The 14394-nt window shown below is 61.4% G+C and carries 12 protein-coding genes; 10 read left to right on the top strand and 2 right to left on the bottom strand.

Annotated features, from left to right (window positions below; genetic code table 11):
* Positions 1–256: 256 nt before the first annotated feature.
* A complete protein-coding gene (locus R6X40_RS13890) occupies positions 257–1489 on the top strand; it encodes an ROK family transcriptional regulator (protein WP_318414386.1) in 1233 nt (410 codons plus the stop codon).
* Entirely contained in the window at positions 1489–1917 is a 429-nt protein-coding gene (locus tag R6X40_RS13885) for an RbsD/FucU family protein (RefSeq protein WP_318414385.1), read from the top strand. The genes R6X40_RS13890 and R6X40_RS13885 overlap by 1 nt, the downstream gene beginning before the upstream one ends.
* 81 nt (positions 1918–1998) lie before the next feature.
* Here the strand turns inward: R6X40_RS13885 and R6X40_RS13880 are convergent, their stop codons facing one another.
* Positions 1999–2382, bottom strand: a complete 384-nt coding sequence (locus R6X40_RS13880; protein ID WP_318414384.1) for a DoxX family protein — start codon at positions 2380–2382, stop codon at positions 1999–2001.
* A 294-nt stretch (positions 2383–2676) separates the two neighbouring features.
* Between R6X40_RS13880 and R6X40_RS13875 the strand changes: the two genes are divergently transcribed.
* Both R6X40_RS13875 and R6X40_RS13870 read left to right on the top strand, forming a co-directional pair.
* Positions 2677–3381, top strand: a complete 705-nt coding sequence (locus R6X40_RS13875; protein ID WP_318414383.1) for a Crp/Fnr family transcriptional regulator — start codon at positions 2677–2679, stop codon at positions 3379–3381.
* Positions 3382–3385: 4 nt separating this feature from the next.
* On the top strand, positions 3386–5242 hold the full coding sequence (locus R6X40_RS13870; protein ID WP_318414382.1) for an adenylate/guanylate cyclase domain-containing protein: 1857 nt from the start codon (positions 3386–3388) through the stop codon (positions 5240–5242).
* A gap of 6 nt (positions 5243–5248) precedes the next feature.
* Here the strand turns inward: R6X40_RS13870 and R6X40_RS13865 are convergent, their stop codons facing one another.
* Positions 5249–5872: a FecR family protein gene (locus tag R6X40_RS13865; RefSeq protein WP_318414646.1), complete on the bottom strand. Its 624-nt coding sequence runs from the start codon at positions 5870–5872 to the stop codon at positions 5249–5251.
* A gap of 224 nt (positions 5873–6096) precedes the next feature.
* Here R6X40_RS13865 and R6X40_RS13860 point away from each other — a divergent pair, with 224 nt between their 5' ends.
* The 6 genes from R6X40_RS13860 to R6X40_RS13835 all read left to right on the top strand — a co-directional run bounded on the left by R6X40_RS13860 (position 6097) and on the right by R6X40_RS13835 (position 14345).
* Positions 6097–6987, top strand: a complete 891-nt coding sequence (locus tag R6X40_RS13860) for a tetratricopeptide repeat protein (protein ID WP_318414381.1) — start codon at positions 6097–6099, stop codon at positions 6985–6987.
* A gap of 279 nt (positions 6988–7266) precedes the next feature.
* Complete coding sequence (locus R6X40_RS13855) at positions 7267–8073, top strand: phosphodiesterase (RefSeq protein ID WP_318414380.1); 807 nt, start codon at positions 7267–7269, stop codon at positions 8071–8073.
* 99 nt (positions 8074–8172) lie between these two features.
* Positions 8173–8487 (top strand): YkgJ family cysteine cluster protein, encoded by a 315-nt coding sequence (locus R6X40_RS13850; RefSeq protein ID WP_318414379.1) that lies wholly within the window; start codon positions 8173–8175, stop codon positions 8485–8487.
* A gap of 188 nt (positions 8488–8675) precedes the next feature.
* Positions 8676–12371, top strand: a complete 3696-nt coding sequence (gene putA / locus R6X40_RS13845) for a trifunctional transcriptional regulator/proline dehydrogenase/L-glutamate gamma-semialdehyde dehydrogenase (protein WP_318414378.1) — start codon at positions 8676–8678, stop codon at positions 12369–12371.
* Positions 12372–12579: 208 nt separating this feature from the next.
* A complete protein-coding gene (locus R6X40_RS13840; RefSeq protein ID WP_318414377.1) occupies positions 12580–13164 on the top strand; it encodes a YigZ family protein in 585 nt (194 codons plus the stop codon).
* A 194-nt stretch (positions 13165–13358) separates the two neighbouring features.
* Entirely contained in the window at positions 13359–14345 is a 987-nt protein-coding gene (locus tag R6X40_RS13835) for an aldo/keto reductase (RefSeq protein ID WP_318414376.1), read from the top strand.
* Positions 14346–14394 lie beyond the last annotated feature (49 nt).

Genomic DNA, 14394 nt, shown 5'->3' with positions numbered 1-14394 from the left:
TCAGGCTTCGCCCACCGCAACATCTCCTCTGAGCGGGTGGCGCTTCCAGACACAAAACAAACATCAAAATGAAATGCTGTCAATAAATAAATCAAATTGAATTATTAAAAATCTATGCCATTCTCTGCGCAGAAAATGGGCATGCGCCTCTCGTGGTTGCAGCGCCCGCAAGCAACAAAATGAAAGGCGTGATCAGGAGGCCTGTCCGGAACAACCCAATCCGGATAGGAGATCACGCTTTAGGGAGGTAACGGGCATGACATCACAGGCCGGTTCTGGCGGTGCATCGACCGTCCCGGACGTCTTCGACCCCGGCGGTGGCGCCAATCTCACCCGCGTGCGCGCCTATAACGAGAGACTGGTGATGTCGCTGGTACGGCGTCACGGCAGCCTGTCGAAAGCCGATATTGCCCGGCGCTCCGGCCTGTCGGCGCAGACAGTCACCGTCATCATGCGGGCGCTCGAGAAGGACGACCTGCTGATCCGTGGTGAACCGGTGCGGGGCCGCGTTGGCCAGCCGTCAATCCCGATGCGGCTCAACCCGGACGCCGTTTACTCCTACGGCGTCAAGATCGGCCGCCGTAGCTGCGATCTCGTGCTGATGGATTTCGTCGGCAACATCCGCCTGCAACTGCACCAGACCCACGCCTATCCCATGCCGGACGATATTCTCTCCTTCATCGTCGAGGGCATACCGAAGCTCGAAAAGATGCTGACCGAGGAGCAGCGCGAGCGTATTGCCGGTGTCGGCATCGCCACGCCTTTCCAGCTGTGGAGCTGGGCCGAGGAGACCGGCGCGCCGCGTGAGGCGATGAACAGCTGGCGCGGCTTTGACCTGCGTGACGAAGTGGCAGCGCGGACCCATCACCCGGTGCTGATGCAGAACGACGCCACCAGCGCCTGCGGCGCAGAACTGATCTTCGGGGTCGGCTCCTCCTACCCGGACTTCATCTATTTCTATATCGGATCGTTCATCGGCGGCGGGATCGTGCTTAACTCCGCGTTGTTTTCCGGGCGCACCGGAACCGCGGGCGCCGTCGGCCCATTGCAGGTTTCCGACAAGAACGGCAAACCGCAGCAGCTGTTGAAGATCGCCTCGATCTTCGTGCTCGAAAATCTCCTTCGTGAAAAAGGCATCGACCCGAAACCGCTCTGGTACTCCGCCGATGAATGGATCGACTTTGGCGAACCGCTCGAAACCTGGATCCAGCTGACGGCCGCAGCGCTGGCGCAGGCCATCGTCTCCTCCGCTTCGATCATCGATTTCGGCGCGGCGGTGATCGATGGCGGCTTTCCCGGCTGGGTGCGGCAACGCATCGTTGCGGCGATCCGCAAAGCGGCCGGCGACCTCGATCTTGAGGGCGTCATCCTGCCTGACATCATCGAGGGTGCGGTTGGCGCCCAGGCCCGCGCCATCGGCGGCGCCAGCCTGCCGCTGTTCTCGCGTTATCTCATCGATACCAACGTTCTATTCAAGGAAACAGCCTGATGCTGAAAGGTCTGAACCCGCTTTTAAGCCCCGAGCTTTTGAGCACTTTGCGTGCCATGGGCCATGGCGACGAAATCGCCCTGGTCGATGGCAACTACCCTGGACAGGAACACGGCCGCCGGCTGATCCGGCTCGACGGTCATCATCTGATCCCGGTTCTCGACGCGATCCTGAGCGTCATGCCAATCGATGATTTCGTCCCTGAGGCCATCTTCCGCGCCACGGTCAAGCAGGATCGCGATGCACTTGATCCGGTGCACAAGGACATTATCGCCTGCTGTGCAAAATACGAGCCCAACCGGGCGGTGACACCACTTCTGGGACCCGACTTCTATCCAAGGGTCCGCGCTGCGCATACCGTCGTCCAGACCAGCGAACCACGGCTCTATGGCAATGTCATCCTGCGCAAGGGCGTGATCTATTCCTGACCAATCCTTCAACGACAGGCACAAAAAAGCCCGCCGATTTCTCAATCGGCGGGCTTTTCATTGTCAGGAACCAGCGGTCAATCAGGCGCGCTTGGCATCAACCGAGAGGGCACCGGCACCGAACGTGGCGACGAAGAGGAAGCCACCAGCCATTGCGAGGTTCTTCATGAAGTGGATGTCGTTGCCGGCGACCGAGAAATCACCGTGACCGATGAAAGCCGTGGCAACGCAGAAGAGCGCCAGAATGTAGGCGGCCGGGCGGGTGAAGAGGCCGAGGAGGATGGCGAGACCGCCGAGCAGTTCGACAGCGGTGACGATGATCGCCGTGACCATCGGGAGGGGCAGGCCCATGCTGCCGAAATAGCCGGCGGTGCCGCCGAGTGCCGTGAGCTTGCCGTAACCGGCGACGATGAAGAGGATGGACATAAGGATACGGGCGACGAGGAGGACTGCATTCTGCTGCATTGGGAGAGACTCCGGTTTGGGTTCGTTGTTGGCGACAGATTTATCAGCAATTCCAAATTCATCCAGCCCATTGGCCGGAGACAGATCGTTCACAATAAGTAGACGATCCATGTAGATCGTCAACCGAGCACGATTGGACGAGCATACCTTGCCCAGAGCATCATCAATTCCGACAGACTATTAACCGCAGATGCCCGGCATTCCTGGTTTTACGGTGTTTTTTGTTGCAACATCGGGAAGACTGCGAGAAGAATTTCAACGGGGTCGCAATGAATACGTGGATGGGGATTCAGTATGGGCGAAGTCAACAAAAGTCCCGCCTTCTGGCGTTCCTTTCCGATTTTCGAGGAATTCGACAAGGAGACGATTTCTGCGATCGCAGCACTTGCAACCTATCGTAAATGGACCTCGGGAACGGTTATTTTCCAGCGCGGCGATGAAGGCAATTACATGATTGCCGTTCTGTCCGGCCGCATCAAGCTGTCACTCATCACGCCGCAGGGCCGCGAACTCCTGCTGCGCCATATCGAGGCTGGCGCCGTCTTTGGCGAAATGGCCATTCTCGACAACCAGCCCCGCTCTGCCGATGCGACCGCGATCACGGCGACAGAGGGCTATGTCATCAGCAAGAAAGCCTTCCTCGATTTCATCACCCACACGCCGAACGCAGCTGAAGCGATCATACGTTATCTCTGCCTGCAGTTGCGCGATACCACGGACCGGCTGGAAACGATCGCGCTGTACGATCTGCATGCGCGCGTGGCGCGCTTCTTTCTGGCAACGCTCAGACAGATCCACGGCAACGACCTGCCGGAAAGCGCCAATCTGCGCATCGCTCTCAGCCAGTCCGAAATTGCCGGTATACTCGGCGCCAGCCGTCCGAAGGTGAACCGGGCCATTCTGGCACTGGAGGAAAGCAGTGCAATCAAACGGCTCGACGGCGTCATCGCCTGTCATATCGGCCGCCTGCAGAAGATCGCGGAACCGGAGGAGGAGTAACCCGTTGAAGAGTTTCCGCCTGTCCCGGATCAGGCCGCTTTTAGCGGGAGCGGTGGCCAGCGTGCTCGGTGCATTGCTGCTGTTCTTCTACGGTGGCCCGGCGCTCGAAACGCAGCGGGAACAGTTCTTCGATTCCCTCACCCAATGGGTCTCCGCACCGCAGTCCGATCAGATCGTCGTCATCGACGTCGATAGAAAATCGATGCAGCAGGTGCCGGACAAGAACTGGGGCCGGACGCAGACGGCCGATCTTCTGTCACGATTGGCAAAGGCTGGCGCCAAGGCCGCCGCCGTCGATTTCATCTTCAGCACGGCCTGCGATCCGGCAGAACCATCCAATGTCGCGCTGACACAGGCAATTTCCAGCATGCCTGTCATTCTCGGCTTCCTGATCGCCGATGGCGGGCCGGAACATCCAGCACCCGTGCCGCCGGTTGCGGTCAGAAAACCGGTGGCCATCCCCGAACTCTGGTTCATCAATGGCGCAGAAGCCTCCTGCAGCTTCCTGCAGACCGCGTCACATTCGGCAGCAGCTGCGTTTCTGGTCGGCGACGAGGATGCCAGAATCCGCCGCGTCCAGGCCTTCTCGATCATCGGCAACGATGCCTATCCCGCGCTGGGGCTTGAGGCGGCCCGTCTGGCAGCGGGAGGACGCACACCCATTCTCGGCGGACAACCCGTCTGGCTGAAACTCGAAAGCCGGCTGATCGAACTGGACGAGGATGGCAGCCTGCGTTTTGCGGCCAGTCCGATTGCCGCCATTGAGGCACGCACGGTGTCGGCAGGCGATGTACTGAGCGGCGACGTTGATGACGGGCGTTTCAAGGACAAGACAGTGTTGATCGGCAGCAGCCTACCCAATCTCGGCGGGCTGCGCTCCACCGCCTCCATGCCGCTCGAACCATCGGTGCAGATCCATGCCGATATCGCCAATGCCGTGCTGACCGGATTCATTCCCGAAAGGCTGGCAAAACTTCCCCTGTTCGAGGCGGCATTGGCCCTGATCGGTGGGCTTCTGGTGGCCTTCGTCGCCACCCGTCTGCGGCCGGTCACCTCGGTTGCCCTCGGTCTGCTGGCCATCTCCGGCACGATCGGCGCGGCCGCTGCCATCTATGCCGGTTCGGCCCTGCTGGTCGATGCCGTCGGCATCAGCCTTGCGCTGGTCTTCGTTCTGGTTGTCACCAGCACGCTGCAATTTGCCCGCGTCCGGCGGGCGGAATCCACGGCACGCAGCAAGTTCTCGCAATATCTGCCGCAATCCGTCGTCGCCCGCTACATCGACAATCCCGATGACGAGCGCGTGGCGGGGGAGGAACGCCCCGTGACCGCGCTGTTTACCGATATCGAGGGCTTTTCGACGCTATCCCAGAAGCTTCCGCCACGCGATCTCGTCACTCTGCTCGACATCTACTACGCCGAGGTCAACGGCCTGGTGGCCCAGTATGGCGGCATGGTCGACAAGGTGGTCGGAGATGCCGTGCACGCCTTCTTCAACGCACCGGAGGATCTGGACGATCACGTCAACAAGGCGATTGACTGCGCCGAAGCGATCCGGGCTCTGACGGAGGAGATACGCCGGCGGCAGGGTTTCGTCGACCATCAGTTCGGCCGCACCCGGATCGGCATCGAAACAGGGATCGCCGTGTTGGGTGAGGTCGGCGCCGGCGGCAAGCTGGATTATACGGCACATGGCGACTGCATCAATCTGGCGGCCCGGCTTCAGGAGGCCAACAAGTTCCTCGGCACCGCAATCTGCATCGGCCCGGAAGCAGCCGTCCAGAGCGGTCGCACGCTGCGCTCCGTCGGCATGCACGAAATCCGCGGTTTTGGCGAAATGGAACTTTTCACCAACGGCGCTTGAGGACGCTCAGCGCTTCAGGCCGACGCTGGCATAGGCCTCGACAATGCGGGGTTCCTTCCATTTCACGATTTCGTTCGGTGCATCTCCGGGTTTGGCTATTTCGATGCCTTCACCGGCACCGACCAGCCGCTGCACACCACCGGCATCCACCGCCACCTGGCCATGTTCGACGAAAACGGCAAAGACACCGCGATTGGGGCCTGCGAAAAACTTCGTCCCCCGCACGCCAATCATGCCGAACGTTGTGCGAAGTGCCAGATCGATCTTCGGCAGACCTTCCGGCCGGTCGAATACCATCTGCCCCATGCCGAGTTCCATCGTGCCGCCCTGGCCGGCAATGAAACTGTCGAGCAGAAGCTCCGTCTTGCTGCCGAGCAGGATGCGTGTGTCGCCGACGAGCGCCAGATCGGCAAAACTGTCGCTGCCGGTTGCGACAAAATCATTGTCCATGATCTGCCCGCCGGTCGCCAACCCCTCCTGCTTTTCCGCCCGTTTCAGATTGACCTTGCCGCGCACATCCGATGCCTTGCCGATCACCGTGCTTGCCTGGGTTGGTATGGCAGCAAGGCCGCCTGCGACCAGCGCGCAGCCGGCGATGAATGTCCGTCGTCCGATCAGGCCTTGCCGCAGCAGTTGAATGTCTGGCGTCATTGTCCTTGCTCCTTGTTCAAACAATCCGGTGCTCCGGCGAAAAAAGCGCGTCTGCGCGTGGAACGTCTCGCATCTGCGCTCGGATTTCGCTCTTCCCGGCGTTGTCCCCATCCTCCGATCCGGCGGCCCCAGGCGCTGTTTCCCGGGGAACAGCCGCAGACCGGCGCGCGCCATAAGGTGACACAAACGCCAAGGAGAACGCCATGAAAAACGGACCCAGCAAGCGCATTTCAGCGGTCAATGCCATCCTGCTCACAGCCGTCAGCTTGATTTCAGTCGCGGCCATCGCCATTCCCTCAGCCCGCGCCGCCTCTTCACTATTGCCCGCTGACCAATGCGACGCGGAAGCCGGCAGCGAACACGACCTGCAACGCAACTTCGTCTTTCGGCCGGTGGCGACCGAAGACCTGCGCATCGGCATTGCCCTCTCAGCCTGCCGCGAGGCCTACAATCAGGGCAGCGGCCCGAGGCAGACCTTTGAACTTGCCCGGGTGCTCCACGCCGCCGGCCAGCACGGTCAAGCCATGGCGATGCTGGAAAAGGCGGCCGAAGGCAACCATGCGATCGCGATGGTGAATTATGCCGTCATGCTCGGTGATCGCGGCGATCATGCATCGGAATTCGCGCTCTATCAGAAGGCCGCCGCCAGCGGAAATATCCTCGCCGCCTACAATCTCGGCGTTGCCTATCGCGATGGCATCGGCACATCCGCCAGCGGCGCACTCGCCACCCAATGGTTCGAGCGGGCGTCGGTGGCCAAGGACAATCTGGGCGCTTTCAACCTTGCCGTCATGCTGGACGAAGGCACGCAAATCCCGGAAGACAACCGCAGGGCCGCACAGTTTTACATGCTGGCTGCCGATCGCGGCAATGTCGATGCGATGATCAATCTCGGCATCATGCTGGAGAGCGGCGAAGGCATGCCTGCGGATACCGCCGCCGCCACGGCGATATTTGCAAGAGCCGCCGAAAAGGGTGACGCATTCGCCATGTCGAAGATCACCCAGCCGCAGATCGACACGGCAACAACCGCCAGCCTCAAGCCAAGCGAACAGGCCGCCCTTGTTTCGGCAAAGACCAGTCGCCTGAAGTGAGAAAGACTCACCGCGGAAGCGGCAAGTTGCCGTCTCATACCCCAGGCAGCAATGGCAGCCTGGAAGTTTAGCAATCCGCTGACGCCGCCGCGACAGCGGATCTTTCGTGCGAATGCCGCTAATCAGCGCAGCGCGCCTCGCCAATGGATCGAGCGGTTCAAAACCTGCTTGAATTCACGCCCTGATGAACCCTCCCAATTATGTTGCTTGACGGTCGCATGCCGCGCGGACACGGTAATGGTATTAATTAGCAAATTCTTTTTAATCGGATTTCCGGCAATGACGAAATTTATTGTGTTTACGGATCTGCATATGGTCCCGGAAGGCCAATCCATCATCGGGCTCGATCCCTTCCAGCGGCTCGCCGCCGGGATAGATCATGTCAACCGCTATCATGCCGATGCGGACCGGGTGATTGTCATGGGGGATCTCGCCCACCGCGCCGACCGGCCATCCTACGAGCGGTTGAAGGGCCTCTTGGAACAACTGGTTCCGCCACTCGCCATCACCATCGGCAATCATGACAACCGCGAAACGTTTCTCGATGTCTTTCCAAATGTCACGCCGGATGAGAATGGCTTCATTCAGGAAGTCATCGATTTTCCCGACTGCCGCACGGTGTTGCTCGACACGCTGTTTGCGCCGCCCTACGACTATCCGCGCAGCCATGCCGGTTTTCTGTGTACCCGGCGGCTGGCCTGGCTCGACCATCAACTGGAAAGCGCCGGTGATCTGCCGGTGCTGCTGTTCATGCACCATCCACCGCACGCCACCGGCTTTTCCGGCATGGACCTGATACGGCTGATCAATGAAGTAGACTTTTACGACGTGGTGAAACGCCGGGGCAATGTGCTGCACATTTTCGCCGGCCATGTGCACCGGACGATCTCGGGTTCCAGTCGCGGTATCCCGTTCTCGGTCTTCAAAAGCCCGGTCCACCAGCAACCGATGCCCTTCGATGCTCCCGATGCCTCGCTTTCCGTCGACGAACCCGCCGGCTATGGCATTGCCGTGCTGACCGATACAGGCATCCTGGTGCACACGGAAGACTATGAGATCGCGGTACGGGAAGCGACTGTGGCGTGACGGCCTGCCCCCCTTCTATTTCTCCCCTGCCTGCAAAGGAGGCCAACCGCGTATGACGCAGCCTTCCGCCCCTCCCCAATTCCATGCTAGGCTGGCTGCATGACCCTTGCCGTTCCCACCGATGATTTCGACTGCCAGAGTTGTGGCGCCTGCTGCAGCTATTCCGAGGATTGGCCGCGGTTCTCGCTGGAGACAGACGAGGAACTGGACCTTATCCCCACTGAATATGTGTCTGCTGATCTCGGCGGCATGCGCTGCGAGGACAATCGCTGTTCGGCGCTCGATGGCAAGCTTGGCGTCCATGTCGGCTGCAAGATCTATGCAGTGCGCCCGATCGTCTGCCGCACCTGCATGCCGGGCGACGACGAATGCCTGATGGCGCGTCACAAACTGTCGCAGAAGGTCCTGCTCTGACCCCGGATCATCCGGCTCGATTTCGATATGGCCGCACAGTGCGCGGTTTATGCGACTATATTCGGTGAAACATCCGGCATTGAACTCACTTTCCCGGATAGCTATCCGGAGATCTCTACCCTATTTTGCGCCCATGAATTCCGGGCCACGCAATGTGAGCCTGACAGCTTCGAAAAGGGACGATTTCGATGAGCCTGCCGCAGCCACACAAGACCTCCGAAACCCTGACTGCTCCCTTTGCCGATTTCGCGCCACCCATCGCCGAGCAGACAGCGCTGCGCCAGGCAATCACCGCCGCTTACCGCCGCCCCGAAACCGAATGCCTGCCGCCGCTGGTCGAAGCCGCGACGCTCTCCGATGACATTCGCACCCGCGCCAAGACGACCGCCCGCAAGCTGATCAGCGCGTTGCGCGCCAAGCACAAGGGCTCCGGCGTCGAGGGTCTGGTGCATGAATATTCGCTGTCGAGCCAGGAAGGCGTGGCGCTGATGTGCCTTGCCGAAGCGCTGCTGCGTATTCCCGACACAGCCACCCGCGATGCGCTGATCCGCGACAAGATCGCCGATGGCGACTGGCGTTCGCATATTGGCGGCGGCCGCTCCCTGTTCGTCAATGCTGCGACCTGGGGCCTCGTCGTCACCGGCAAGCTGACGTCGACCGTCAACGACCGCAGCCTGTCGGCCGCGCTGACCCGCCTGATCGCCCGTGCAGGCGAACCGGTGATCCGCCGTGGCGTCGACATGGCGATGCGCATGATGGGTGAGCAGTTCGTCACCGGCGAAACCATCGACGAGGCGCTAAAGCGCTCACGTCCGCTGGAAGCCAAGGGCTTCCGCTATTCCTACGACATGCTGGGCGAAGCCGCGACCACGGCTGCCGACGCCAAGCGCTATTATGCCGACTATGAAAACGCCATCCATGCGATCGGCAAGGCGTCCGCTGGCCGCGGCATCTACGAAGGTCCCGGCATCTCGATCAAGCTATCGGCGCTGCATCCGCGCTATGTCCGCGCCCAGACCGCGCGCGTCATGGCCGAACTACTCCCGAAGGTGAAGGCACTGGCGCTGATCGCCAAGAACTATGATATCGGCCTCAATATCGATGCCGAAGAGGCAGACCGCCTCGAACTGTCGCTGGACCTCTTGGAAGCGCTGCGCCTCGATCCGGCCCTTTCCGGCTGGAACGGCGTCGGCTTCGTCGTCCAGGCCTATGGCAAGCGCTGCCCGTTCGTTCTGGATTTCATCATCGATCTCGCCCGCCGCTCCGGTCACCGGATGATGGTGCGCCTCGTCAAGGGCGCCTATTGGGATGCAGAGATCAAGCGCGCCCAGATCGACGGGCTCGACGGCTTCCCGGTCTATACCCGCAAGATTTATACGGACGTCTCCTATATCGCCTGCGCGAAAAAGCTGCTGGGTGCCAAGGATGTGATCTTCCCGCAGTTTGCCACCCACAATGCCCAGTCACTGGCGACGATCTATGAAATGGCCGGCCCCGGCTTCAAAGTCGGCGATTACGAATTCCAGTGCCTGCATGGCATGGGCGAACCACTCTATGACGAGGTGGTCGGCAAGGCCAATCTCGACCGCCCGGCCCGCATCTATGCGCCGGTCGGAACGCACGAAACACTGCTCGCCTATCTCGTCCGCCGTCTCTTGGAAAACGGCGCCAACTCCTCCTTCGTCAACCGCATCGCCGATCCGGCCGTGTCGATCGACGACCTGATTGCCGATCCCGTCGATACCGTTCGCGCCATGCCGGTGATGGGCGCCCAGCACGAGCAGATCAAGGCGCCTGCCGATCTGTATGCCGGGCGCGCGAATTCCGCCGGTTTTGACCTTTCCAACGAGGCGTCGCTTTCAATGCTGTCGGACGCCCTGAAAGCCAGCGCGGCAATTGACTGGACCGCCGCTCCGCATCTCTGCGCCGAAGCAATCCGCGGCGAAAGCCGCCCCGTGCTTAACCCCGGCGATCACCGCGATGTCGTCGGCTCTGTCATCGAGACCGCCGAGGACGATGCCCGCCGCGCCGTCGAGATCGCCCGTGCCGAGGGCGCCAAGTGGAGTGCGGTATCGCCCACCGAGCGCGCCCAATGCCTCGTGCGTGCCGCCGATCTGATGCAGGCGCGCATGCCGACCCTGCTCGGCCTGATCGTCCGAGAGGCCGGCAAATCTCTGCCGAACGCCATTGCCGAGGTCCGCGAAGCCATCGACTTCCTGCGCTATTACGCCGAACAGGCAACCCGCACGCTCGGACCGGCGCATCAGGCACTCGGCCCGATTGTTTGCATCAGCCCCTGGAACTTCCCGCTCGCCATCTTTGCCGGCCAGATTGCCGCCGCCCTCGTCGCCGGCAATCCGGTGCTCGCCAAGCCTGCCGAAGAAACCCCGTTGATCGCGGCAGAAGGTGTCCGCATCCTCCATGAAGCCGGAATTCCGGCGGAAGCGCTGCAGCTGCTTCCGGGCGACGGCCGCGTTGGGGCCGCCCTTGTCGGCGCTCCGAACATTGCCGGTGTGATGTTCACCGGCTCGACCGAAGTCGCCCGGCTGATCCAGGCCCAGCTTGCCGACCGCCTGTCCACGTCTGGCCATCCGATCCCGCTGATTGCCGAAACCGGCGGCCAGAACGCCATGATCGTCGATAGTTCGGCCCTTGCCGAACAGGTCGTCGGCGACGTCATCGCCTCCGCCTTTGACAGCGCCGGTCAGCGTTGCTCGGCGCTAAGGGTGCTCTGCCTGCAGAATGATGTCGCCGATCGCGTGCTGACCATGCTGAAGGGCGCGCTGCACGAGCTGGATATCGGCCGCACCGACCGTCTCGCCGTCGACGTTGGACCGGTCATCACTGCGGAAGCCAAGGGCCTCATCGAAAAGCATGTCGAAACCATGCGCGGTATCGGCGCCAAGGTCGAGCAGATCGCGCTACCGCCTGTAACGGCGGAGGGCACATTCGTGCCGCCGACGATCATCGAACTGAAGCAACTCTCCGACCTCAAGCGCGAAGTCTTCGGCCCGGTGCTGCACGTGCTGCGCTACGAGCGCGACGATCTCGACCGGTTGATCGACGATATCAACGCCACCGGCTATGGCCTGACCTTCGGCCTGCATACCCGTCTCGACGAGACCATTGCCCATGTCACCAGCCGCGTGAAGGCCGGTAATCTCTACGTCAACCGCAACATCATCGGCGCGGTCGTCGGCGTCCAGCCGTTTGGCGGACGCGGCCTGTCAGGCACCGGGCCGAAAGCCGGCGGCCCTCTCTATCTTGGCCGCCTCGTCACCACGCCGCCGGTTCCACCGCAGCACAGCTCGGTGCATACCGATCCGGTCTTGCTCGATTTTGCCAAGTGGCTGGACAGCAAGGGCCTGAGAACCCAGGCACAGGATGCGCGGGAAACCGGCAGTCAGTCGGCGCTCGGCCTCACCATCGAGCTTGCCGGCCCGGTCGGCGAGATCAACCTCTACGCCCTGCATCCGCGCGGAAAAATCTTGCTCGTGCCGCAGACTGCCGATGGCCTTTACCGTCAGCTTGCTGCTGTCTTTTCCACCGGCAACACCGCCGTGGTCGACACAGTGTCCGGCCTCAAGGAGGCGCTGGCATCGCTACCGGCCACGGTCGCCGCCCGCGTCTCCTTCACTGCCGACTGGAGAATGGACGTGCCCTTCGCCGGTGCCCTGATCGAAGGCGAGGCGGAACGCATCCGCTCCGCCAACAAGCAGATCGCCGGCCTTCCCGGTCCGCTGGTTCTGGTCCAGGCAGCATCGACGGCCGAACTTTCCATAAACCCGGACGTCTATTGCCTCAACTGGCTTTTGGAAGAAGTCTCCACCAGCATCAACACGGCGGCCGCAGGCGGCAATGCGAGCCTGATGTCGATCGGGTGAAGATACTTACTGTCCGGATGGAAGCCAGCGAAGCTTCCATCCCAGAAGGTTCGTTGGGTTGCCGCCCTTCTCCCTCCGTCCTCCCCGCCCTTGTGGCGGGGAGGACGGAGATGAAGTCGTCACCCGTCCCCAACGTGCCCTCCAGAGCAATGTCCCTGTTGGCACCAAGCCACCCGATGCGCTATCACCGCGCAAACGGACCGGACAGATGTTCACGCTTCAACGTATCGAGACCCATACGCAGGAAATCAAGAAAAGCCGGTTTCACGCCGTCTGTGGCCCCGTGTCCAGCGAGCAAGCGGCCAGGGACTTCATCGCTGAACAATCCGACCTGACGGCCAGCCACAATTGCTGGGCCTTCCGCGTCGGCCAGACCTATCGCTTCAACGATGACGGCGAGCCAAGCGGCACCGCGGGAAAACCCATCCTGCAGGCCATTGATGGCCAATCGCTTGATCACATCGCCGTTGTCGTCATCCGTTGGTTCGGCGGCACCCTGCTTGGCAGCGGTGGCCTGATCCGCGCCTATGGCGGCACAGCGGCCATCTGCCTGCGGGCGGCGGAGAAGGTTGAGGTCATCGAGACTGTGTCCGGAACGGTCAATTGCGAATTTTCCGATCTGGCGCTGATCAAGGCTCGGCTAGCCGGGTTGGACGTGGGGATCAACACAGAAACTTTTACGGACACCGGCGCCGCTCTCACCCTGCTGATCCCCAAGAATGCGGCTCAGACGGCTGCCGCCATGATCCTCGACCTTAGCCGCGGCAGGGCAGTCCTTAGCTTGGACGATTGACGGATATCCCTCCAGTGTCCTTTCAATAAGGCTTTGAAAACAAGAATGCTTTTCCCCTTGTCGCATCGTCTTGAAAGATCGGCCGCTGGCCAGCCTGTCATATTCGGAATAGAAACGGCGGGTAAACAGAATTTTCCCACTCGAATGGGGCGGGATTGACGGAGCAACACGCTCCGTCCGGCGAGGATAACACCATGAAAAACAGAACTCTTGGCCGCACAGGTGCTGCCATTTCCGAAATCGGCTTCGGCGCCTGGCAGATCGGCGGCGCCTGGGGCGATGTTTCGGAGGAAGACGGCAAGCGCGCACTGAACGCTGCTCTCGATGCTGGCGTTACCTTCATTGACACGGCCGATGTCTATGGCGACGGCCGCTCGGAAAAGATCATTGCATCCGTGCTGAAGGAACGCGGCGGCGAAAAGCCCTTCGTTGCCACCAAGGCCGGCCGCCGGCTGAACCCACATGTGGCCGAGGGCTACACCGCTGCCAATATCGAAGCCTTCATCGACCGCAGCCTGACCAATCTCGGCGTTGAGACGCTCGACCTCGTGCAGCTTCACTGCCCGCCGACCGAAGTGTTCTACCGGCCGGAGATGTTTGGCGCGCTGGACGATCTCACCGTCAAGGGAAAGATCCGCAATTACGGCGTGTCGGTCTCCAATGTCGAGGAGGCGCTGAAGGCGATCGAATATCCGGGCGTCGCAACCATCCAGATCATCTACAACATCTTCCGCCAGCGTCCGCATGACCTGTTTTTCGCGCAGGCGCAAAAGAAGAATGTCGGTATCATCGTGCGCGTGCCGCTGGCTTCCGGCCTTCTGTCCGGCAAGATCACCGCCGACACCAAATTCGCCGATGACGACCACCGCAAATTCAACCGCAACGGCGAATTCTTCGATGTCGGCGAAACCTTTGCCGGCGTGCCGCTGGATGTTGCGCTGGAAGCCGTCGAACAGGTACGGCCGCTTGTGCCACAGGGCGCCTCGATGGCGCAGTTCGCGCTTGCCTGGATCCTCCAGAGCGAAGCCGTCTCCGTCGTCATCCCCGGGGCTCGCAACGAGGCGCAGGCCAAGGCCAATGCCGCCGCGAGCGAACTGGCCGCAATCCCGGCCGAAACGTTGGCAGCACTCGCCGATGTCTACGAACGCCTGATCAAGGTTCACGTTCACCAGAAGTGGTAAAACCGCAAGCCGCGCCGGTCTCCCGGCGCGGCTATACCAAGGGCACGCA

It is taken from the genome of Rhizobium sp. PL01, assembly GCF_033447125.1.
GTDB lineage: Bacteria > Pseudomonadota > Alphaproteobacteria > Rhizobiales > Rhizobiaceae > Pararhizobium.
Note: the sequence above shows the minus strand (reverse complement) of the source record. Positions and strands in the feature narration are given on the sequence as shown.

Coding starts and splice junctions, on each gene's coding strand:
- R6X40_RS13835 (WP_318414376.1), top strand. CDS start 13,359: ATGAAAAACAGAACTCTTGGCCGCACAGGTGCTGCCATTTCCGAAATC.
- R6X40_RS13840 (WP_318414377.1), top strand. CDS start 12,580: ATGTTCACGCTTCAACGTATCGAGACCCATACGCAGGAAATCAAGAAA.
- R6X40_RS13885 (WP_318414385.1), top strand. CDS start 1,489: ATGCTGAAAGGTCTGAACCCGCTTTTAAGCCCCGAGCTTTTGAGCACT.
- R6X40_RS13855 (WP_318414380.1), top strand. CDS start 7,267: ATGACGAAATTTATTGTGTTTACGGATCTGCATATGGTCCCGGAAGGC.
- putA (WP_318414378.1), top strand. CDS start 8,676: ATGAGCCTGCCGCAGCCACACAAGACCTCCGAAACCCTGACTGCTCCC.
- R6X40_RS13880 (WP_318414384.1), bottom strand. CDS start 2,382: ATGCAGCAGAATGCAGTCCTCCTCGTCGCCCGTATCCTTATGTCCATC.
- R6X40_RS13850 (WP_318414379.1), top strand. CDS start 8,173: ATGACCCTTGCCGTTCCCACCGATGATTTCGACTGCCAGAGTTGTGGC.
- R6X40_RS13860 (WP_318414381.1), top strand. CDS start 6,097: ATGAAAAACGGACCCAGCAAGCGCATTTCAGCGGTCAATGCCATCCTG.
- R6X40_RS13875 (WP_318414383.1), top strand. CDS start 2,677: ATGGGCGAAGTCAACAAAAGTCCCGCCTTCTGGCGTTCCTTTCCGATT.
- R6X40_RS13890 (WP_318414386.1), top strand. CDS start 257: ATGACATCACAGGCCGGTTCTGGCGGTGCATCGACCGTCCCGGACGTC.